Source organism: Serinicoccus sediminis, assembly GCF_004153545.1.
In the GTDB taxonomy this organism is placed as follows: Bacteria; Actinomycetota; Actinomycetes; order Actinomycetales; family Dermatophilaceae; genus Ornithinicoccus; species Ornithinicoccus sediminis_A.
This window is the reverse complement of the sequence record NZ_SDVA01000019.1, coordinates 25,915-45,940: the sequence shown is the minus strand read 5'-3', so window position 1 is coordinate 45,940 and position 20,026 is coordinate 25,915. Positions and strand designations below refer to the sequence as shown.

The 20,026-nt window shown below is 73.2% G+C and carries 26 protein-coding genes; 12 read left to right on the top strand and 14 right to left on the bottom strand.

Annotated features, from left to right (window positions below):
- Window positions 1–15: 15 nt before the first annotated feature.
- Together EUS26_RS14665 and EUS26_RS14660 are read right to left on the bottom strand one after the other, a co-directional pair.
- Window positions 16–813 (bottom strand): crotonase/enoyl-CoA hydratase family protein, encoded by a 798-nt coding sequence (locus EUS26_RS14665; RefSeq protein WP_130014571.1) that lies wholly within the window; start codon window positions 811–813, stop codon window positions 16–18.
- A 136-nt stretch (window positions 814–949) separates the two neighbouring features.
- A complete protein-coding gene (locus tag EUS26_RS14660; protein WP_130014570.1) occupies window positions 950–1,390 on the bottom strand; it encodes an OsmC family peroxiredoxin in 441 nt (146 codons plus the stop codon).
- 135 nt (window positions 1,391–1,525) lie between these two features.
- Between EUS26_RS14660 and EUS26_RS17025 the strand changes: the two genes are divergently transcribed.
- Window positions 1,526–2,122, top strand: a complete 597-nt coding sequence (locus EUS26_RS17025) for a VOC family protein (RefSeq protein WP_238149010.1) — start codon at window positions 1,526–1,528, stop codon at window positions 2,120–2,122.
- The gene (locus tag EUS26_RS14650; protein ID WP_130014569.1) at window positions 2,119–2,775 is read left to right on the top strand and encodes an alpha/beta fold hydrolase; all 657 of its coding nucleotides are present in this window, start codon (window positions 2,119–2,121) and stop codon (window positions 2,773–2,775) included. The genes EUS26_RS17025 and EUS26_RS14650 overlap by 4 nt, the downstream gene beginning before the upstream one ends.
- A gap of 11 nt (window positions 2,776–2,786) precedes the next feature.
- Here the strand turns inward: EUS26_RS14650 and EUS26_RS14645 are convergent, their stop codons facing one another.
- Window positions 2,787–3,677 carry a patatin-like phospholipase family protein gene (locus tag EUS26_RS14645; RefSeq protein ID WP_130014568.1) on the bottom strand — a complete coding sequence of 297 codons (891 nt, stop codon included), beginning with the start codon at window positions 3,675–3,677 and terminating at the stop codon, window positions 2,787–2,789.
- Between the two features lie 20 nt (window positions 3,678–3,697).
- Here EUS26_RS14645 and EUS26_RS14640 point away from each other — a divergent pair, with 20 nt between their 5' ends.
- Window positions 3,698–4,057 (top strand): iron chaperone, encoded by a 360-nt coding sequence (locus EUS26_RS14640; RefSeq protein WP_130014567.1) that lies wholly within the window; start codon window positions 3,698–3,700, stop codon window positions 4,055–4,057.
- A 21-nt stretch (window positions 4,058–4,078) separates the two neighbouring features.
- Here the strand turns inward: EUS26_RS14640 and EUS26_RS14635 are convergent, their stop codons facing one another.
- The 7 genes from EUS26_RS14635 to EUS26_RS14605 all read right to left on the bottom strand — a co-directional run bounded on the left by EUS26_RS14635 (window position 4,079) and on the right by EUS26_RS14605 (window position 8,714).
- Entirely contained in the window at window positions 4,079–4,753 is a 675-nt protein-coding gene (locus EUS26_RS14635; RefSeq protein ID WP_130014566.1) for a cation diffusion facilitator family transporter, read from the bottom strand.
- Window positions 4,750–5,142 (bottom strand): ArsR/SmtB family transcription factor, encoded by a 393-nt coding sequence (locus EUS26_RS14630; protein ID WP_130014565.1) that lies wholly within the window; start codon window positions 5,140–5,142, stop codon window positions 4,750–4,752. The genes EUS26_RS14635 and EUS26_RS14630 overlap by 4 nt, the downstream gene beginning before the upstream one ends.
- An 18-nt stretch (window positions 5,143–5,160) precedes the next feature.
- Entirely contained in the window at window positions 5,161–6,213 is a 1,053-nt protein-coding gene (locus EUS26_RS14625; RefSeq protein ID WP_337590225.1) for an ArsO family NAD(P)H-dependent flavin-containing monooxygenase, read from the bottom strand.
- Between the two features lie 13 nt (window positions 6,214–6,226).
- Window positions 6,227–7,114, bottom strand: coding sequence for a phosphatase PAP2 family protein (locus tag EUS26_RS14620; RefSeq protein WP_165368639.1), 888 nt, complete (start codon window positions 7,112–7,114; stop codon window positions 6,227–6,229).
- Between the two features lie 212 nt (window positions 7,115–7,326).
- Window positions 7,327–7,866, bottom strand: coding sequence for an MOSC domain-containing protein (locus EUS26_RS14615; protein ID WP_130014563.1), 540 nt, complete (start codon window positions 7,864–7,866; stop codon window positions 7,327–7,329).
- A 25-nt stretch (window positions 7,867–7,891) separates the two neighbouring features.
- Window positions 7,892–8,107, bottom strand: a complete 216-nt coding sequence (locus EUS26_RS14610) for a helix-turn-helix domain-containing protein (RefSeq protein WP_130014562.1) — start codon at window positions 8,105–8,107, stop codon at window positions 7,892–7,894.
- Window positions 8,094–8,714: a DUF2975 domain-containing protein gene (locus EUS26_RS14605; RefSeq protein WP_130014561.1), complete on the bottom strand. Its 621-nt coding sequence runs from the start codon at window positions 8,712–8,714 to the stop codon at window positions 8,094–8,096. The genes EUS26_RS14610 and EUS26_RS14605 overlap by 14 nt, the downstream gene beginning before the upstream one ends.
- A gap of 92 nt (window positions 8,715–8,806) precedes the next feature.
- On the opposite strand from EUS26_RS14605, the gene EUS26_RS14600 reads away from it, so the two are divergent.
- The 3 genes from EUS26_RS14600 to EUS26_RS14590 all read left to right on the top strand — a co-directional run bounded on the left by EUS26_RS14600 (window position 8,807) and on the right by EUS26_RS14590 (window position 10,936).
- Window positions 8,807–9,457 (top strand): GNAT family N-acetyltransferase, encoded by a 651-nt coding sequence (locus EUS26_RS14600; protein ID WP_130014560.1) that lies wholly within the window; start codon window positions 8,807–8,809, stop codon window positions 9,455–9,457.
- A gap of 192 nt (window positions 9,458–9,649) precedes the next feature.
- Window positions 9,650–10,516, top strand: a complete 867-nt coding sequence (pdxY, locus tag EUS26_RS14595) for a pyridoxal kinase PdxY (RefSeq protein ID WP_130014559.1) — start codon at window positions 9,650–9,652, stop codon at window positions 10,514–10,516.
- Between the two features lie 111 nt (window positions 10,517–10,627).
- A complete protein-coding gene (locus tag EUS26_RS14590) occupies window positions 10,628–10,936 on the top strand; it encodes a hypothetical protein (protein WP_130014558.1) in 309 nt (102 codons plus the stop codon).
- 13 nt (window positions 10,937–10,949) lie between these two features.
- On the opposite strand, the gene EUS26_RS14585 is transcribed toward EUS26_RS14590, so the two are convergent.
- The gene (locus EUS26_RS14585; RefSeq protein WP_130014557.1) at window positions 10,950–11,711 is read right to left on the bottom strand and encodes an isocitrate lyase/PEP mutase family protein; all 762 of its coding nucleotides are present in this window, start codon (window positions 11,709–11,711) and stop codon (window positions 10,950–10,952) included.
- Complete coding sequence (locus tag EUS26_RS14580; RefSeq protein WP_130014556.1) at window positions 11,708–12,373, bottom strand: MerR family transcriptional regulator; 666 nt, start codon at window positions 12,371–12,373, stop codon at window positions 11,708–11,710. Before EUS26_RS14580 ends, EUS26_RS14585 begins: the two co-directional genes overlap by 4 nt.
- 72 nt (window positions 12,374–12,445) lie before the next feature.
- On the opposite strand from EUS26_RS14580, the gene EUS26_RS14575 reads away from it, so the two are divergent.
- Window positions 12,446–12,973, top strand: a complete 528-nt coding sequence (locus tag EUS26_RS14575; RefSeq protein WP_130014555.1) for a DUF4188 domain-containing protein — start codon at window positions 12,446–12,448, stop codon at window positions 12,971–12,973.
- A gap of 96 nt (window positions 12,974–13,069) precedes the next feature.
- Here the strand turns inward: EUS26_RS14575 and EUS26_RS14570 are convergent, their stop codons facing one another.
- Together EUS26_RS14570 and EUS26_RS14565 are read right to left on the bottom strand one after the other, a co-directional pair.
- Window positions 13,070–13,777: a sulfotransferase-like domain-containing protein gene (locus EUS26_RS14570; protein WP_130014554.1), complete on the bottom strand. Its 708-nt coding sequence runs from the start codon at window positions 13,775–13,777 to the stop codon at window positions 13,070–13,072.
- Complete coding sequence (locus EUS26_RS14565; protein ID WP_130014553.1) at window positions 13,774–14,712, bottom strand: aminotransferase class IV; 939 nt, start codon at window positions 14,710–14,712, stop codon at window positions 13,774–13,776. Before EUS26_RS14565 ends, EUS26_RS14570 begins: the two co-directional genes overlap by 4 nt.
- A 108-nt stretch (window positions 14,713–14,820) precedes the next feature.
- Here EUS26_RS14565 and EUS26_RS14560 point away from each other — a divergent pair, with 108 nt between their 5' ends.
- The 5 genes from EUS26_RS14560 (at window position 14,821) to EUS26_RS14540 (ending at window position 19,997) form a co-directional block, all read left to right on the top strand.
- The gene (locus EUS26_RS14560) at window positions 14,821–15,531 is read left to right on the top strand and encodes an HAD family hydrolase (RefSeq protein ID WP_130014552.1); all 711 of its coding nucleotides are present in this window, start codon (window positions 14,821–14,823) and stop codon (window positions 15,529–15,531) included.
- Window positions 15,532–15,741: 210 nt separating this feature from the next.
- Window positions 15,742–17,664 carry a molecular chaperone DnaK gene (dnaK, locus tag EUS26_RS14555; RefSeq protein WP_130014551.1) on the top strand — a complete coding sequence of 641 codons (1,923 nt, stop codon included), beginning with the start codon at window positions 15,742–15,744 and terminating at the stop codon, window positions 17,662–17,664.
- Entirely contained in the window at window positions 17,661–18,404 is a 744-nt protein-coding gene (locus tag EUS26_RS14550; RefSeq protein WP_130014550.1) for a nucleotide exchange factor GrpE, read from the top strand. The genes dnaK and EUS26_RS14550 overlap by 4 nt, the downstream gene beginning before the upstream one ends.
- 48 nt (window positions 18,405–18,452) lie before the next feature.
- The gene (locus tag EUS26_RS14545; protein ID WP_130014549.1) at window positions 18,453–19,556 is read left to right on the top strand and encodes a DnaJ C-terminal domain-containing protein; all 1,104 of its coding nucleotides are present in this window, start codon (window positions 18,453–18,455) and stop codon (window positions 19,554–19,556) included.
- 3 nt (window positions 19,557–19,559) lie between these two features.
- A complete protein-coding gene (locus EUS26_RS14540; protein WP_130014548.1) occupies window positions 19,560–19,997 on the top strand; it encodes a heat shock protein transcriptional repressor HspR in 438 nt (145 codons plus the stop codon).
- Window positions 19,998–20,026 lie beyond the last annotated feature (29 nt).

Sequence of the window (20,026 nt, the reverse complement as noted above, 5' to 3'; positions counted from 1 at the left end):
GTCAGTGTCCCAGCATCACCGGGTGGCCGCGCGCCGACCGGGGAGGTCGTCGCCGGTGCGCCGGGTGGCGAGCCGCCGGAGCAGCCCGACCTGCGCGCGCCGCTCGCGGGCGAAGGTGGCACGCTCCCCGGAGGTCCAGGTATGCCGGAACAACCGCTTGGCCACCGCCAGTGCCCGGGGGTCGTGCTCGAGCATGGGGGCGATGAGCTCGTGCGCGAGGGTGACCGGGTCGGCGCCGACCCGGGTGGCGAGCCCGAGATCCCCGGCTTCGGTGCCGGTGACGGTGCGCCCGGTGAGGGTCAGCTCCTTGGCGGTGTCGAGGCCGACCAGCTCGGCGAGCGAGCGCATCCCGGTCATGTCCGGGACGAGCCCCCACCGGACCTCGCGCACCGACCACGACGCGTCCGGGGTGGTGGTGCGCAGGTCGGCGCCCAGGGCGAGCTGGATGCCTGCGCCCAGACAGTGGCCGTGCACGGCGGCGACCACGGGCACCGGCAGCCGCCGCCAGGCCCAGCACGCCTCCTGGAAGACGTTGGTGCCGCGCCACGGCCGGGGGAGGAAGCGGTGGCCGATCCCGACCGGGTCGCGCAGCGCGGCCCGCAGGTCCAGCCCGGCGCAGAAGGCGTCCCCGTCGCCGGTGAGGACGACCGCCCGGACGGTGTCGTCGCGGCCCAGGGCCCGCGCGGTGCGGACGAGCCCGTCGAGCATCTCCAGGGTGAGGGCATTGAGCTTGTCCGGGCGGTCGAGGACGACGTGGGCGACGCCGTCGGGGCGTCGGACGACGCGGACGTGCGGGGTGAGCGGGGACGGCATACCCGCGAGCATCGCAGACCGACGCGGACCGGCCCAGCCGTTCACGTGAACGACTGGGCCGGTCTGGCCGGGCGTGTCGTCGGTTCAGGCGTTCACGTGAACGCTGGGGCCGACGGTGCCGCTTGCGGCAGGTGGCTCAGGACTGCAGCGCGGCGTCCAGGGTGATGTCGACGCCGGTGAGGGCCTTGCTGACGGGGCAGGTGGCCTTGGCGTCCTCGGCCGCCTTGACGAAGGCGTCCTCGTCCAGGCTGTCGACCTCGCCGCGCACGGTGAGGGCGATGCCGGTCAGCCGGAAGCCGCCGGCCGGGTCCTCGCCGAGCGAGACGTCGGCCTTGACCTCCAGGGCCCGCGGCGTGCCGCCGGCCTCGGCGAGCAGCGCCGAGAGCTGCATCGCGTAGCAGGAGGAGTGGGCCGCGGCGATGAGCTCCTCGGGGGAGGTGGTGCCGCCGGCGTCCTCGGCCGCGCGCTTCGGGAAGGACACGTCGTAGGTGCCGACCTTGGAGCTGGTGAGCTCCACCTTGCCCGCCCCGTCCTGCAGGGAGCCGGTCCAGTCGGTTCGTGCGGTGCGCGTGGGCATACGTAGTCCTTTCGTTGGCGGATGCTGTCGAGGGCGTCAACCGGGTGCGCGGGCGACGCATTCCGCCGGGTGGGCCGCGGGCGGCGAGGACGACGCATTCCGCCGGGCCGGCGCCGACCTGACACGATGGGGCGCATGCTGGCTGTGACGATGGTGACCATCGACTGCGACGACCCGCAGGCCCTCGCGGAGTTCTGGGCCCAGGCGCTCCACCGGGAGATCTCGGCCGACTGGGGCGACTTCGTCGTCCTGGCCGGCACCCCCGCCATCGGCCTGCAGCGGGTCGAGAGCATCATGCCGGGCAAGAACCGGCTACACCTCGACCTCTCCGGCGGCGACCGGGCGCCGGAGGTGGCGCGGCTGGTGGAGCTGGGCGCCGACGTCGTGCGCACCCACGACGTCGAGGGCTTCGGCTGGACGGTCATGACCGACCCGGCGGGCAACGAGTTCTGCGTCAGCGACCCGCACGACGGCGGCGAGGAGGCCGAGCCGCGCACCGAGGAGGACGGCGACCGTGACTTCGACGGCGCGCCGGACATCACCGACGAGGACGAGCGCGACGACAGCGGTGACCTGCAGCGGGACGGCTTCGAGGAGCGACGGGAGGCCGGCGGCCAGGGTCAGGACCCGCACTCCGACGAGGACGCCGAGGGCGAGGGCGGTGACCGCGACGTCGAGCGCGAGGGCGACGACCGTGACAACGCCGTCGGGCGTGCCGAGGACGACCGGTGAGCGAGCCCGCGGGCGCCGCGCCCACCCCGCTCGTCCTGCTGCACGGCGTCGGCCAGGCACCGATGGCCTGGGAGGACGTCGTCGTCCCGCTCTACGGCAGCCGGCGCCTGCTCACCCCGTGGGTGCCCGGTCTGCGCCCGACCGAGAAGCAGATGCTCGGGCTGAGCGACGCCGCGGCGGCGCTGGACCAGCAGCTCATGCTCGAGGGGATGCAGCAGGTCGACGTGTGCGGGGTGTCCTACGGCGCGATGGTCGCCACCCGGATGGCCGCGGACTTCCCTGAGCGGGTCCGCCGGCTCGTGCTGATCGCCGGCCAGGTGCGGCCGCCCCGGCTGGCCATGCGCGCGCAGGCGGCGGCGCTCAAGCTCGTGCCCGCGTCCCGCTTCGCCGACGCCGGCGTCTCCAAGGACCGGCTGCTGCAGGTGCTGGAGGCCACCCGCTCGGCCGACCTCACCGACGCGCTGGCCCGGGTCGAGGCGCGGACGCTCGTCCTCGTCGGCGCCAAGGACAAGGTCAACCAGCCGGGCGCCCGGGCGCTGGCGGACGGCATACCCTCGGCGCGGCTGCGCATCGTCGACGGGGCCGGGCACGCCCTCAACGAGGAGGCGCCCCGGGAGCTCGTCGAGCTGCTGCGCGACTTCCTCGACGACTGATCGGACGAGGGTCAGACGCCGAGGAACTCCTGCACGGCCGGCAGCTCGGCCCGCGCCTGGGCGAGCCCCGCCTCGTGGCTGGCCCGCAGCCTGGCCACGTCGCGCTCGCCGTTGCCGACGGGCATCCGCTCAGGGACGAAGAGGTAGGCGGCGCCGCTGGCCTCGAGGTCGAAGAGCTCCTCGCGCACCGCGTTGTAGCGGGCCGGGCGCGCCGCCAGCGCCTGCGGGATCGCCGGGTAGCGGCGGAAGTGGCGCCGGAGGTACCAGTCGCCGCGCTGCACGCTCTTGCGGTAGCCCCGCTCCTGGGTGAGGACCACGAGGAACTTCTCGTAGCCGTCGGCCCGGGCGGCCTCGAGCGCGATGCCCGCCGAGCTGCCCAGCGCCCCGTCCACGTAGACCCGCCCGTCGATGGTCACCGGCGGCATGACGACCGGCATCGTCGAGGAGGCCCGCACCCGCACCATGAGGTCGCGCAGGGAGGTCAGGTCGTCGCGCCCCCACCACACCTGCTCCCCGGCCACGGCGTCGAAGGCGCCGATCCGCACCTGCGCCGGCTCGGCCGCGAAGGTCTCCCAGTCGAAGGGCAGCGCCTGGTTCGGCAGCGACGTCTCCTCGTAGATGTACTGCGCGTTGAACCACCCCTGCCCGCGGGCGAACGAGCGCCAGTCGCCGAAGCGGGGGTCGGAGGCGAAGTCGGTGAAGCTGTGCCGCGCCCGCCACGGGTCGTGGCTGACGTAGTTGCACGTGTTGCTCGCCCCGGCCGAGATCCCACCCACCCAGGGCAGGTGCAGGCCGGCCTCGAGGAGGGCCACCACCATCCCGGAGGTGTATGACGCCCGCATCCCTCCGCCCTCGAAGATCAGCGCGGTGTCGGTCACGGTCGGAGCCACACACCCGAGCATAAGAGGGCTAGATTGGGCGCATGGCCCAGGGCGAGGCCGTCACGGCATACCTGGACTCGCTGACGCCGACCGCGCGCGAGCGGGTGGAGCTCATCCGCGCCCGGGTCCACGACGCGGCGCCCGGGCTGGGCGAGACGATCTCCTACGGCATCCTCGCGTTCACCCTCGACGGACGGACCGTCTGCTACACCGCGGGGTATGCCCGGCACGCGTCGATCTACCCGCTGCCCGACGCCTCCGAGGACCCGGAGCTGGCCGCGCGGATGGCGCCCTACGTCTCCGGCCGGGGAACCCTGAAGTTCCCGCACGCCGCCGAGCTGCCGCTCGACCTCGTCGACGAGGTCGTGGCCGCCCACCTCACGCGGCTGCGCGACGGGTGACCCTGCCGGGCCGAGGCGGCCTCAGCACCCGCACGCCCCCGAGTCGCAGGCGCAGCCGCCGCCCACCGGCGCGCAGCAGCCCTTGCCCTGCCAGGCCTGCACCCCCTCGCGCAGCGCGACGCCGGCGATGACGAGGCCGGCGACCGGGTCGGCCCACGACCACCCGAGGGTGGCGTTGAGCAGCAGCCCGACGAGCAGCACGGCGGAGAGGTAGGTGCACAGCAGGGTCTGCGTGCCGTCCGCGACGACGGCGTTCGACCCCAGCGCCCGGCCGGTGCGGCGCTGCGCCCAGGACAGGACCGGCATGACGAGGAGGGAGACGGCGGCCAGCACGATGCCGACCGTCGAGGTCTCCGGCTCCCGGCCCACCACCAGCGCGCGCACGGACTCGAAGGACACCAGGGCCGCGAGCGCGAAGAACGCGACGGCCATGAGCCGCAGCGCCGTCCGCTCCCGCTCCTGCGGCAGGTGGTGGCTGAACTGCCACAGCACGACGAGCCCGCTGCTCACCTCGACGACGGAGTCCAGGCCGAAGCCGAGCAGGGCCACCGACCCGGCCACGAGGCCGGCCGCGATCGCGACGACGGCCTCGAGGACGTTGTAGACCACCGAGGTCAGTGCCAGCGCCCTGGCCCGCCGTCGCAGCCGCCGCGCGCGCTCCGGGACGACCGGAGTCTGCAGGTGCAGGGCGCTCACCGGGTGGCCGCCGAGCCCGTGTCGGGGCAGAGGACGACCGCGTCGCCGGTCGCGGCCAGCAGCTGCTCCGCCGCCGCGAAGAGCGCCGTGACGAGCGCGGGCTCGGTGACGCTGAAGAGCGAGGAGCGGCCCACGGGCCGGGACGTCACGAGGCCGCAGTCCCGCAGGCAGGCCAGGTGACCGGAGACGGTCGACTGGGCCAGGCCCAGGTGGTCGGTGAGCCCGCGCACGTTGTGCTCCCCCAGGAGCAGGTGCCGCAGGATCGCCACCCGGGAGGAGTCGGCCAGGCCGTGGAAGAGGCAGGCCGCCGCGAGGGCGGCGTCCGGCTCGGTGCGCGCGGGCAGGGTGCTCGTGTCCGCAGCATCGGCTGAGCGCTGTGTCATCGCCATACGACGATGATAGGCACCTCAGTCGAGGCCGTCGACCAGCGCGTCGACCTGCTCGGCCACCCGCCGCGCCCACTGACCGACCCCGATGAGGGTGGCCGACGCCGCGCCCGTCCAGTCGCCGTAGCCGAGGAGGAACAGCCCGGGCACGCCCGGCACGGTGGGACCGCCGTCGGTGACGACCCGGCCCGCGCGCCGAGGCACGTCCAGGCCGCCGAGCCACGACAGCTCGGGCCGGAAGCCGGTGCACCACACGACGGCGTCGAGCTCACGCTCGGTCCCGTCCTGGTCGACCGCCCCGCGGGCCGTCAGGCGGGCCACCATCCGCGTGGCGACCAGGTCGCCGGCGTCCCGGGCCCGACGCACCGGCGGCACCGCCACGATGTCGCCGAGGCTGCCGACGCCCTCGCCCTCGCCCCGTAGGCTGGCGGAAGCCACCCGGAAGAGCTCGCGGCCGTCGACCTCGTCGGGCAGGTAGCGCGGCGGCCCGAGCGTCGCCCACGTCACGTCCGCGACCGGGAGCAGGTCGGTCGCGACCTGCGCGCCGGAGTTGGCACCGCCGACGACGAGCACGCGCCGCCCCGCGAACGGTGCGGGCCCGGCATACCTCGAGCTGTGCAGCTGCTCTCCGCGGAACTCCTCGATCCCCGGCACGGCGGGCACGAACGGCCTGCTCCAGGTGCCCGTCGCGCCCACGACCGTGCGTGCCCGCCAGGTGCCGTGGTCGCTGTCGAGGACGAAGGTGCCGTCCTGCCGGATGACCGACCGGACGCGGACCGGCCGGCGGACGGGCAGGTGGTACCGCTCCTCGTAGGCGGCGAGGTAGCCGATGACGTGGGCGGCGTCCGGGTTCTGGGGCCCGTCGGTCGGCGGCATGCGCCAGCCCGGGAGCGAGGAGTAGGCCGCGGGGGAGAAGAGGCGCAGCGAGGGCCAGGTGTGCCGCCAGGCCCCGCCAGGTGCGTCGCCGGCGTCGAGGACGACGTGCTCGATGCCGCGACGGCGCAGGTAGAAGGAGGCGGCCAGCCCGGCCTGTCCTCCGCCCACGACCACGGCGGGCAGGGGGTCGGTCACCACGCGGGGCGGCGGGCTACGGGACGAGCTCGGGGTCGCGCTCGCGGCGCTCGGGGACCGGCTGCGGGCTCGGCTCCGGTATGCCGTGCGTCGCCGGTCGCCTGGTCGTCGAGCGGGCGGCGACCGGCGTGCGGGCACCGACGGGCGTGCGCGTCGTGGCCGGCTGGGCCGCGGTGACCGGCGGTGTGGCCTCGGAGGGGTGCGGGTGGGCGGGTGCCTTCTCGAGCTGGCGCCACCAGGTGGCGGTGCGGCGCCGCACCCACCACTGGTCGGCGTCGATGATGGCCCGGAGGACCACGGCGCCCACGAGCAAGCCGCCGATCAGGTCGGAGGGCCAGTGGTAGCCGAGGTAGTAGGCCACGCCGATGGAGTTGACCGTGATGAGCGCCATGGCCCACCCGAGCCGGCGCATGAGCCGGGTGTCGGGGTGGGCGTAGACGACGATGAGGTAGGCCGCGGCGCCGTAGATGAGGATGGCCTCGGACGCGTGTCCGGAGGGGTAGCTGATGCCGTACCAGCCGTGCTCCGCCGCACCACCGTTGAAGAAGCGCCCCGAGACGTCGTCGGCCTTGGGGGAGGTGCGGGCGAGGACGACCTTGAGGCCGCCGACGACGGCGTAGAAGCCCAGCTCGGCGGCGGCCGCGATGACGACAGGCCGCCAGGTGCGGTGCTTCCACGCGAGGAAGAACGCCACGGCGAGCAGCACGGGCAGGCATACCGCCTGGCCGGCGACGGCATTCGGCACCTGGTCGAGGAAGTCGGTCCACCGGGGGGTGAGCTCGTCGGACCAGAAGCCGTGCAGAGAACGGTCCACCTGCCGCAGCGGGCCTGCGACCAGCAACGTCAGCAGCACCAGGGCGCCGATGAGCACCGGCAGGCTGGTGAGGCGACGAAGGGTCAGCATGAGGATTCCTAGCGTAGGAAAGGAGACTGGGACGAGTCTGGGCACGCCGTTTGGGCCTCGACAGCATTTCATGGTACGCGCAGCCGCGAGGAAATGCAGGTCGAGAATTCGTGGCTATTTCTCCGGTATGCCGTTCTCGCGGGTGGGAGTGTGCGCGCTGGTGGCCCTTAGAGGGCCACGACCGCACACGATGCAGCGCGGGTGGGGGTGGGCTACACGGGTGCCAGTGCCACCAGCGGGCCGTCCGGCGCCGCCACCCCGATGTGGTCACCCGGCCGCACCGAGCCGCTGCGGGTGACGACGGCCATGACGCCGGTGAGCCGCTCCACCGCGCCGTCGCCGCGCCGGCGCAGCACCTGCTTCAACAGGCCGGGCTGGAAGTCGTCGATCTGGTAGCACGGGTTGCGCAGCCCCGTGACCTCCACCTCCGCCTGCCCCAGGGTCAGCCGGGTGCCCCGCGCCAGCGCCAGCAGGTCGATGCCGGTCGTCGTGACGTTCTCCCCCAGGTCGCCAGGCCGCACGGTGTGCCCGAGCTCGGCGAGGTCGTCAAAGAGCTCGGCGTGGACGAGGTGCACCTGGCGCAGGTTGGGCGCCGTCGGGTCCTTCTTCAGCCGGTGCCGGTGCTGCACGGTGACGCCGGCGTGCGCGTCCCCCCGCACGCCATACCCCTCCACCAGCTCGATCTCGGTGGCCGGATCCTTGCTGAACTCGTGGACGGGGCTGAGCTGCACGGAGAGCACTCGGGACGGCATGCCCCGCATTCTGCCGTCCCGCCGGTCAGTCGAGGTCGAGCAGGTCGCCGGGGCGGCAGTCGAGCGCTTCGCAGACGAGCGTCAGGGTGCTGAACCGGATGGCCCTGGCGCGGTTGTTCTTGAGGATCGACAGGTTGGCCATGGTGAGGCCGGTCCTGCGGGACAGCTCGGTCAGGGTCATGCCACGCTCGTCCAGCAGCTCGGCCAGCCTGGTGACCACCCGGTGCTCAGACGAGGCCATCGGTGGCGTCGACCAGGTCCCGGCCCGTCGCGAAGGCGTGCGCGAGGATGGCGGCCACGGCGGCAGCCACGACCATCGGGACGGACAACGAGGGGAGGTCGATCCCCAGCCCGCCGCCCGCCCGTGTGGCGTCGAGGTGGTCGGCGAACCAGCGCTCCAGAGCCGCGCCCGTCGCGACGTCCACGAGCAGGCGAAGCCCCACGAGGACCAGGAGCCAGACCGCCACCCGGCGCAGTCGGCGGACCACGTCGTCGGCGAAGGGGCGCCCCTGTGCCGAGCGGCGCGCTACGTGGTGCACGGTCCGCAGGGCGATGACGAGCATGGCGGTCATGATCACGGAGCTGCTGATGCCGAGCAGCCGGATCCACAGGGGCAGCACGGTGATCTCGGTGCGCATGGCGTCGATGGGGATGTCGAGCTGCAGCACCTGAGGGAGCGCGGTGGGCGGGACCCAGGCGTCGTCGGAGGGGATGACCGGGATGCCTGAGACCACCAGGAAGACCTGCAGTGCGCAGACGGCGACGGCGGCACCCACCACCAGGTTGACGGCCACGGACGCGACTCGCAGTCCGCGCGGACGGTCGGTCGTCTCGGCTCTCGTCATCATGTCCCCTTTATCGATGATCGGGATACCGATAAACGATATACATCGACGTCCGAGGGCGCAACGGGGTGGCTTTGTAGGTCACACTGTGCGGCATGTCGCCGGACGCCCTGGAGGAGATCTGGCCGCCCTATGCCCTGCGCGTCGAGGCGGGGGACCTGACGCTCAGCGTGCTGCGTGAGCGAGATGTGCCGGAGATGGTCACGCTGGCGCTCGAGGGGATCCACGACCCCGGCACCATGCCCTTCCTCTTTCCCTGGACCGCGGCTCCTCCGGCCGAGATCCCCGCCAACTACGTGCGCTACTTCGGGCGGGTCCTGGCCGGTCAGGCTTCTGGGGCGATGTCGCTCCAGCTGGTCGTGCGCAGGGACGGCGAGGCCGTCGGCATCCAGGCGCTGGAAGGCGAGGAGGTGTCGACGACCCGGACCGTGGAGACCGGCTCGTGGCTGGTGCGCCGTGAGCAGAGGAAGGGCATCGGCAGCCGGATGCGTCGCATGGCGTGTGCGCTGGCCTTCGACCACCTCGGCATCGAGCGGGTCACGTCAGCGGCATACCTCGACAACCCTGCGTCGCTCGCGGTCAGCCGGGCGGTGGGCTACCAGGACAACGGTCGCACCTGGGTCGCGCGACAGGGGGAGAGTGCCGAGCAGCAGAGGTTCGTCCTCACCCCGGAGACCTTCCGTCGCGGCGAACCGATCCGGGTCGAGGGGGCCGTCGCGGTGCGGGCGTTCTACGGGCTCGACTGAGCCGCCGACACGCCCGTGCCGACCGGCTCAGGCACGCACGTGCGCACCTGAGCCGGGACGGGCCGGGCGTGTCGCGGGACGTGTCAGCCCACGAGGCCGGGAGAGCGGCCGACGTCCGGCCGGGCGGGGGCGGCATACCCCCCGTCCTGCCCGCGCTGCGGACGCGGGCGAGGAGGTGCCATCATCGGGAGAATGCGTTTCCTCTCGATCCAGAGCCACGTCGCCTACGGCCACGTCGGCAACTCGGCCGCCGTCTTCCCGCTGCAGCGTCTCGGGCACGAGGTGTGGCCGGTGCTGACGGTGAACTTCTCCAACCACACGGGGTATGGCGCGTGGGGCGGCCCCCTCATCCCCGCCGACGACGTGCGCGCGGTCGTGACCGGCATCGAGGACCGCGGGGTGCTCGGCACCGCTGACGGGGTGCTCTCGGGCTACCTCGGCGGCGAGGAGATCGTCGACGTCGTCGTGGACGCCGTGGCCCGGGTGAAGGCCGCCAACCCGCAGGCGACCTACACCTGCGACCCCGTCATGGGCAACGCCACCTCGGGCTGCTTCGTGGCGCCGACCATCCCGCCGCTCATCCGCGAGCGGGTGCTGCCCCACGCCGACATCATCACGCCCAACCAGTTCGAGCTGGGCTACATGACGCACACCGAGCCGGACAGCCTCGAGTCGACGCTGGAGTCGGCCGACCGGGCGCGGGAGCTCGGGCCGCGCACCGTGCTCGTCACCAGCGTGCTGCGCCCGGAGCGCGAGGCGCAGCCCGACGGCGGCGAGACCATCGAGATGCTGGCCGTCGACGACGACGGCGCCTGGATCGTCGCGACCCCGCGGCTGCCGATCAAGGCCAACGGCTCCGGTGACGTGACGAGCGCGCTCTTCACCGCGCACTACCGGGAGAGCGGGTCGGCCCGGACCGCGCTCGAGCGGACCGCGGCCAGCGTCTTCGAGCTGCTGCAGGTCACCATCGACTCCGGCGAGCGCGAGCTGCGGCTGGTGCAGGCGCAGGAGGCGTTCGTCGCGCCCGGGCGGGAGTTCACCGCGACCCAGGTGCGCTGAGGCGGCCTCGCGCGGGCCTCGTCCTCCCTGTCGCGGACGACCTCGCTGGGCAGGCGCGGCCGCAGGCGGTGACGCAGACTGGCCCTCCAGACCGATCGAAGGAGGCGCCGGATGGCGACACCGCCCAAGGGTGTGCAGGAGGCGGCGCAGCGGGCGCTGCGCTGGATCGAGGACGGCAAGGCCGGGAAGAACTTCACCGACACGGGCCGCACGCGGGCGAAGCAGCTCGCCGACGGCGACGACGTCAGCGAGGAGGTGCTGACGAAGATGCGCGCCTACTTCCGCCGGCACGAGGCGGACAAGGACGCCGACGGCTTCACGAGCGGCGGCGACGGCTTCCCGTCCCCGGGCCGCGTGGCCTGGGACGCCTGGGGCGGCGACCCCGGCCAGCGCTGGGCCGAGAGTCAGCTGGACGACTGACCCGGCCCGGGCCTCAGCGCCAGGGGGCCACGAGCTCGGTGACCTTGGCGGTCAGCGCCTTCTGCAGCAGCGGGCCGAAGGTGATGCGCTGGACGCCGAGCGTGCGCAGCTCCTCGAACGACCCGGACGGCGCGCCGTCCACCGGGTGCGCGGTGACGTTGACCGGTCCCGACAGCCCGTCGAGCAGGGCGCGCAGGGTCTCGGCGTCCGGCACCCGCACCGGGTAGACGCACCGCGCACCGGCCTCCTCGCACGCCCGCAGGCGGGTGAGCGCCTCGGCCAGCGGGTCGTCGAAGGTCGCGACCTGGCCCATGAACGCGTCGGTGCGGGCGTTGATGACGAGCTCCACACCTGCCTGGTCCGCGGCCGCGCGCAGGGCGCCGATGTAGTCGGCGTGCTCGCCGACCTCCCGCAGGCGGCCCTCGCTGTGCACCGTGTCCTCGATGTTGATGCCCGCGACGCCGGCCGTAAGGGCCCGCTCCACGAGCTCGGCCGCCGGGGTGTCGTAGCCCGACTCGAGATCGGCGGTGACCGGCACGTCCACGGCCGCGGTGATGCGGCGTATGCCGTCCAGCGCGTCGTCGAGGCTCATCCCCTCGTTGTCCTGCTGGCCGCGCGAGTCGGCGAGGGGGTGGCTGCCCACGCTCAGCGCGGGGAAGCCGGCGTCCAGCACGGCGTGGGCGGACCACACGTCCCAGACGGTGGGCAGCACCAGGGTCTGGCCGGTGTGGTGCAGCCGGAGCAGCTCGGAGGCGTGGCGGGCGACGTCGGTCATGGGCCGAGCATGCCAGAGCGGGAGGACGAGCCGGTGCTGACGGCGACGTGCTGCTGCGCGAGCCGTCGCAGCGCCACGAGCACCGGGTCGATGAGCACGGTGCCCAGCACGACCTGGCGGACCGCCGCCTGGGGCGAGGTCCGCGGCACCGACTCGACGTCGGTCCGGCCGATCTGCTCGGCGGCGTCGGCGTAGCGGGCCATCCGCTCCTCGTCCAGGCCCAGCCCGGCCCGGTCGCAGGCCTCCCAGGCGGCGTCGAGCTGGTCCAGGACCGGGTCGCCCGGATGGACCTGCCAGCCCCGGCCGGCGACGAACCGCCGGGACCGCGAGTCCGGCGGACCGGCGGCGTCGCAGGACGGCCCGGCGTCCTCCGGCGGGGCGTCGGGCTCCCCGAGCAGGGAGCGCTGCGCGACGGCCATGGCGTCGAGGGGGGACAGGTCCGGCTCCTCGATGGCGGCGAGCACCCGCCGGGCCGTCGCGAGGCTCAGCCCGCCGACCTCGGTCAAGGCGCGGACGAGGGTGAGCCGCTCGACGTGCGAGGCGTCATACCTCGCCTGCGTCCGGGACACCACCTCCCCGGGGTGCAGGAGCCGCTCGCGCAGGTAGTACTTGACCGTCGCCACCGGCACCCCGGTCGCCTCGGACAGGTCGGAGATCCGCATACATCACCTCTTGACATTGGAGAGTATCACTCTCCAATATTGGGTAGTGACACTATCCGACAGGAGCCTGGCATGTCCGTCCCCCAGACCCACGCCCACGACGGCGAGCTCGTCGTCTTCCACATCGGCATGACGATCCGCAAGCCCCACCGGCCCGACCTGTGGCTGCCGGTCGTCCGGGCGATGCCGCGCATGCTCACCGAGCTGGCCCGCAACAAGGAGGCGGCCGCGCGCGGGGAGGCCGAGGACCTGGGCTTCCTCGGGGCCACCACGCTCGTCGGCGCCCGCGGGCCGTGGGTGGTGCAGTACTGGCGGTCGGTCGACCACCTCTACGCCTACGCCCGAGCGGCCGACCACGCCCACCTGCCGGCCTGGCGCGAGTTCAACCGGTCGGCCCGGCGGCACCCGGGCGCCGTCGGCATCTGGCACGAGACGTATGCCGTGCCCGCGGGTGGGGCGGAGACGCTCTACGTCGGCGGGGCGAGGGTCGGGCTGGCGGCGGCGACCGGCTCCGTCGCCGCGAGCCGACGCGGCAACGACGCACGTGAGCGGCTCACCTCCGGGCCGCTGGACCCCGACCCGGCGCCCGCCCAGGCGTAGAGGGAGCCCTGCTGTGTGCGTCCGTGTCCCTCAGGGGGCCACCAGCGCACACGACCAGCAGGGGAGTCGCCGTGTGCGTGGCCGCCCGCCGGTGGATCAGAGCCGCAGGGCCCGCTCGCGCAGCGCCTCGTAGGCCGGGCGGCAGGCCCGAGCGACGGCGGCGTCGTGGTCGCTCAGCTCGACCTCGCGCCGCCGGTAGGGCGCGAAGCCGGTGGAGGCGACGACCGCGTCGTACCAGTGCGGCGCCCACACCCCGTCGGAGTCGCGCGGCCCGGCCGGCCAGGAGAGCATCCGGTCGGTGAAGTCGATGCCGAGCCAGTCGCACAGCCAGCGCAGGTAGGCCTCCGGGTCCCGCAGGAAGTCGGCCGCGTCGATGACCGGCGGCGACCCCAGCAGGTCGGAGAGGGTGAGCTGCTGGAGCAGGCCGATGTCCTCCGGCTGGCACGCCTCCCGGGAGCGGACGTAGGAGGAGACCACCTCGGCCGGGTCGCGGATGAGCAGCACGTTGCGGACCTGCCACGCCCACGACAGGTCGTCGCCGTCGAGGTAGTGGTGGGTCATCTGCTTGGAGTAGGACACGGCCGCGTCGGTCGGCGCCAGCAGGGCCTGCGCCACCTCGGCCGGGTCCGTGGGCTGGGAGGCGATGACCTCCTCGCGCGCCGGATGCTCGATCCCGGTGCGGTGCAGGTATGCCGCGTAGAACGGCTCGTCGAAGACCTCGCTGTCCGGGCGGTTCTCCCAGGAGCGCATCATCGCGGTCGAGATGTTGCGCGGGCCGGACCACATCGCGAGGCGGGCGGTCACGGCGCGCTCCGCCCGGCGGCGTCGGCGGCGACGTGCTCGGCATACCAGCCCTGGAGCCGTTCGACGACCGGGCCGCGGGCGCCGGTGCCGATGGTGCGCCCGTCGACCGAGCGGACCGGCACGACGCCGGCGAAGGTCCCGGTGACGAAGGCCTCCTGCGCGCTGTAGACGTCGGTGAGGCTGAAGGTGCGCTCGTGGGCGGGCAGGCCGCGGTCCCGACAGACCCGCAGGACGTTGCCGCGGGTGATCCCGGCGAGGCAGAAGCGGCCGTCGCTGGTCCACACCTCGGGCTCCTCCGGGGTGCCCTTGACGACGAAGAAGTGGGTGCTGTTGCAGGTGGCCACGAAGCCGTGCGGGTCGAGCATGAGCGCCTCGTCCGCGCCGGCGGTGTAGGCCTGGATGCAGGCGGTGATGTCGTTGAGCTTGCTGTGCGCGTTGAGCTTGGGGTCCAGCGTGTCCGGCGTGGCCCGGCGCACGTGGGTGGTGAAGAGGGTGATGCCGTCGCGCACCGTCGCCGGCAACGGCTCCTTGTGCTCGGGGATGAGCACCACCGTCGGCGGGCCGACGGTCACCCGGGGGTCCTGGTAGGGCGTGGACTTCACCCCGCGCGAGACCATGAGCCGGATGTGCACCCCGTCGTGCATGTCGTTGGCGCGCAGCACCTCGTAGGCCGCCGCCGTCAGCTCCTCGCGGGTCATGCCGAGGTCGAGCATGATCGCCGCCGCGCCCTCGAGCAGCCGGTCGAGATGCTGCTCCCAGAACACCGGGTGGCCGTCGTGCACCCGGATCCCCTCCCAGACGCCGTCGCCGAGGACGAAGCCGGAGTCGAAGACCGACACCACCGCCTCCGCGCGGGGCTTGAGCTCGCCGTTGACCCAGATGAGGATCTGCTCGTTGCGGGGGTCGTCGCCGTGGTCGTGGGTTCCGTGGGGCACCCGGCCAGCGTAGGGGTGCGCGACGGCGCGCGCAGGGCCCGGCCCGGCAGCGGCCCGCGGGCGACCGGGGGCGCAGCGAGAACCCGCGTCATCGGGTAGACAGGACGCATGACTCCGACACGCGACACCGTCCTGCTGGACGTCGACGGCACCCTGGCCGACTCGACCTACCACCACGCCCTGGCGTGGGCCCGGGCGTTCAAGCGCTTCGACCTCACCCCTCCGCTGTGGCGGGTGCACCGGTCGATCGGCATGGGTGGGGACAAGCTGGTCGCCGTGGTGACCGACGACGAGGTGGAGGCCCGCGTCGGTGACGACCTGCGGCAGAGCTGGGAGGAGGAGTACTCCCGCATCCTCGACGAGGTCGTGCTGCTGGACGGGGCCCGCGACCTGGTGCTCTCGCTGCACGACCGCGGGCTGCGGGTGGCGCTGGCCTCCTCGGGCAAGAAGACCTTCACCGACCACGTCATCGAGCTGCTCGACCTGCCCGACGGGGTGCTCGGCACCGTCACCACCTCCGAGGACGCCGAGCAGTCCAAGCCGGCCCCGGACATCCTCGGGGTCGCCCTGGAGCGGGCGGGGGGTGAGCGTGCCGTCCTCGTCGGCGACACCCCTTACGACGTGGCCTCGGCGGCCCGGATGGGCGCGCCGTGCGTCGTGGTGCGCTCCGGTGGCTTCGGGGTGCAGGAGCTGCGCGACGCCGGGGCCGTCCTGGTCGTCGACGGGCCCCGTGACCTGGTCGACGCCGACTGGGACGAGCTGTGCCAGGCCGAGCCGCCCGAGGGGTCGGACGACCCGCAGGAGCCGCTGCCGCACTGAGCCGGGGTCGGTGCGCCGACGCCGCGCCAGGGTGCAGGCGGCCTGCGCGGGCGGCCGGGAATGATCGTGCCCGCACCGGGGTTGAGCCAGGTGAACTCAACTTGACTGAGCCTCGGTTTGACAAGACGCCAGGCCGCTCCGCAGAGTTGAGCGCAGACGTGTCAACCGCGGCGCGCAACGAACGCCACGACATACCAAGGAGAGCAGTTCATGGGACGTGCAGTCGGTATCGACCTGGGCACCACCAACTCGGCTGTGGCCGTGCTGACCGGTGGCGAGCCGGAGATCATCGCCAACGCCGAGGGTGGGCGCACCACCCCGTCGGTCGTCAGCTTCGCCAAGAACGGTGAGGTGCTCGTCGGTGAGGTGGCCAAGCGCCAGGCCGTCACCAACGTCGACCGGACCGTCCGCTCCGTCAAGCGCCACATGGGCACCGACTGGAGCACCACGATCGACGACAAGAAGTACACCCCGCAGGAGATCAGCGCCCGCACGCTGATGAAGCTCAAGCGGGACGCCGAGTCCTACCTGGGCGAGGACGTCACCGACGCGGTCATCACCGTGCCGGCCTACTTCGACGACGCCGAGCGTCAGGCCACCAAGGACGCCGGGGAGATCGCCGGCCTCAACGTGCTGCGCATCGTCAACGAGCCGACCGCCGCGGCGCTCGCCTACGGCCTCGACAAGGGCAAGGAGGACGAGCTCATCCTCGTCTTCGACCTCGGTGGCGGCACCTTCGACGTGTCCCTGCTCGAGGTGGGCAAGGACGCCGACGACGGCTTCGCGACCATTCAGGTCAAGGCCACCCACGGTGACAACAAGCTCGGTGGTGACGACTGGGACCAGCGCATCATCGACCACCTGGTCACCACGGTGAAGAACCAGTCCGGGGTGGACCTGGGCAACGACAAGATCGCGCTGCAGCGGCTCAAGGACGCCGCCGAGCAGGCCAAGAAGGAGCTGAGCTCCGGCTCCAGCACCTCGATCAACCTGCAGTACCTCTCCATGGGCGAGAACGGGCCGATCCACCTGGACGAGACCCTCACCCGGGCGCAGTTCGAGCAGATGACCTCCGACCTCCTCGACCGGGTCAAGCAGCCCTTCGAGCAGGTCATCAAGGACGCGGGCATCGACGTCGGCCAGATCGACCACGTCGTCCTCGTCGGCGGCTCCACCCGGATGCCGGCCGTCGTCGACACGGTCAAGAAGATGACCGGCGGCAAGGAGCCCAACAAGGGCGTCAACCCGGACGAGGTCGTCGCCGTCGGCGCCGCCCTGCAGGCGGGTGTCCTCAAGGGCGACCGCAAGGACGTGCTGCTCATCGATGTCACCCCGCTGTCGCTGGGCATCGAGACCCAGGGCGGGATCATGACCAAGCTCATCGAGCGCAACACGGCGATCCCGACCAAGCGCAGCGAGGTCTTCACCACGGCCAGCGACAACCAGCCGTCGGTGGGCATTCAGGTCTACCAGGGTGAGCGCGAGATCGCCGCGCACAACAAGCTGCTCGGCAACTTCGAGCTGACCGGCATCGCCCCGGCCCCCCGTGGCGTGCCGCAGATCGAGGTCACCTTCGACATCGACGCCAACGGCATCGTGCACGTGTCCGCCAAGGACCGCGGCACTGGCAAGGAGCAGTCGATGACGATCTCCGGCGGCTCGGCGCTGCCGAAGGACGAGATCGAGCGGATGATCAAGGACGCCGAGGCGCACGCCGAGGAGGACAAGGCCCGTCGCGAGGAGACCGAGACGCGCAACAGCGCGGAGCAGCTCGTCTACTCGACCGAGAAGTTCCTGTCCGACTCCGGCGAGCAGGTGCCCGCGGACACCCGCGGCCCGGTGGACACCGCGCTCGCCGACCTCAAGGACGCCCTCAAGGCCGACAGCGGCGCCAGCCTCGACGACATCAAGGCCAAGATGGAGACCCTCTCCACCGAGAGCCAGAAGATGGGGTCGGCGATGTATGCCGCGCAGGCCGAGTCCGGTGAGGGCGCCGGTGCCGGTGCCCCGGGTGGCGAGGGCTTCCCGGGCGGTGCCGGTGGCGCCGACGCCGACCAGCAGGGCCAGTCGTCCGACGAGGACGTGGTGGACGCCGAGGTCGTCGACGACGACGAGGGCAAGGACACCAAGTGACCGACCGGCCGCAGGGCGACCACGGCCCGGGCGCTCCCGAGGAGGAGCGCCCGGGCTCGGGCCCGGTCATCCGGGACAAGCGCCGCATCGACCCCGAGACGGGCAAGGTGCGGCAGAGCACGGAGGGTGCAGACGCTGTGAGCGAGCAGACCGACCCGCAGGCCGACACCGGCCGGGCGACGGACGACCAGACCACGGACGGGCAGGTGCCGGTCGAGCAGGAGCAGGACGAGACCCCGCTGGCCACGCCGGAGACCGACGGCGTGCCGGAGGCCGCCGACGACCCCCACCCGGACACCCGGCTGGCCGCCGAGCGGCTGGAGGAGATGCGCCGGATGCAGGCGGAGTTCGTCAACTTCCGCAACCGCACCCAGCGGGAGCGGGAGGGCGACCGTGGCCGGGCCACCGGCGCCGTCGTCGAGGCGCTGCTGCCGGTGCTGGACGACGTGCACTCCGCCCGGGAGCACGGCGACATCACCGAGGGCAGCCCGTTCGCGGCGATCGCCGACAAGCTGGAGCAGGCCCTGGGCCGCTTCGGGGTCGAGCGGGTCGGTGCGGTCGGTGACGTCTTCGACCCCAACGTGCACGAGGCGCTCATGCACCTGCCCGCGGAGCGCTCCCCGGTGGAGCTGCCCGAGGGCACGACCGAGATGACCGTGGTGCAGGTCATGCAGCCCGGCTTCAAGGTCGGCGACCAGGTCGTGCGTGCCGCGCGCGTCGCGGTCGCGGACCCGGGCTGAACGGCATACCCGCAGGACGATGAGCACGGCAGGAGGAGGTGAGCACCGGTGGTGAACCAGGACTGGTTCGAGAAGGACTTCTACGCGATCCTGGGCGTCAGCAAGGACGTGGACGCCAAGGAGCTGAAGAAGACCTACCGCAAGCTGGCGCGTCAGCACCACCCGGACAGCAACCCGGGTGACGCGGCGGCCGAGCAGCGGTTCAAGGACATCGGTGAGGCCTACGCGGTGCTGTCCGACCCCGAGCAGCGCCAGCAGTACGACGCCGTGCGCGCCATGGGCGGCGGCGCCCGCTTCACCGCGGGCGCCGGCGGCCCGGGCGGTGCCGGCGGCGGCTTCGAGGACGTCTTCGCCCAGATGTTCGGCGGTGCCGGCGGGGCGCAGAACGTCCGCTTCGGCACCGGCGGCGCCGGCGGTATCGACCTGGAGGACCTGCTCGGCGCGTTCGGCGGCGCCGGGGGCTTCCAGCCGGGGGCCGGCGGCGGTGGCCGTGGCCAGGGCTTTCCGGGTGGCTTCCAGCCCGGCGGCCAGGGTCGCCCGGGCGCCGGCCAGGGCTTCCCCGGCGGCTTCTCCAGGCGCGGCTACGGCGGAGGTATGCCGAAGGGCCAGGACGTGGAGGCGTCCACCACGCTCGACTTCCGGTCGGCGGCGGTGGGCGACACCGTCACCCTCTCCAAGCCCGACGGCGGGCGGATCACCACCCGGATCCCGGCCGGCGTCAAGGACGGCCAGCGGATCCGGCTCAAGGGCAAGGGCATGCCCGCGCCGATGCAGGGCGGCGAGGCCGGCGACATGTACCTCAAGGTCACCGTGACCCCGCACCCCGTCTTCGGCCGCGACGGCGACCACCTCACCGTCGACCTGCCCGTCACCTTCTCGGAGGCGGCGCTGGGGGCGACCGTGCAGGTGCCGACCCTCGACGGCAGCACCGTCAAGGTCAAGGTCGCGCCCGGCACGCCGTCGGGGCGGGTGCTGCGGGTCAAGGGCCGCGGCATCCAGACGAAGAAGGGCACCGGCGACCTGCTCGCCAAGGTGCAGGTCATGGTCCCGCAGCGGCTGTCCGACGAGGCCCGGCAGGCCGTCGAGGCGCTGCGGGCCGAGGAGGGCGGCAGCGACCCCCGTGCCGACCTGATCCGGCGGGCGCAGGGCTGAGCCGTGGTCGACCGCGACACCCCCGTCTACGTCATCTCGGTCGCCGCCGAGCTGGCCGGGATGCACGCCCAGACGCTGCGGCAGTACGACCGGCTCGGCCTGGTCACGCCGTCGCGCACCCGGGGCGGGGGCCGTCGCTACTCCTCGCGTGACGTCGACCGGCTGCGGGAGGTCCAGCGGCTGTCCGGTGAGGGCGTCAGCCTGGCCGGCATCCAGCGGATCATGGAGCTGGAGGTGCAGGTCGAGGCGCTGCGCGACCGGGTGGCCCAGCTCATGGTGGACAACGAGCGGCTGCGCGAGCGGGCCGTGCAGGGCTCGCGCGTCTTCGCGGCCGATCTGGCGGGCGAGGTCGTCGCCGTGCGGGCCGGCCAGCGGCCGCAGGGCCGCCCCAGCAGCACCGCCCTCGCGCTCTGGCGTCCCCGCGGCTGGCCCGCCGACTGAGCCGGGGCTCCGCTGCGGTGCCGCGCCAC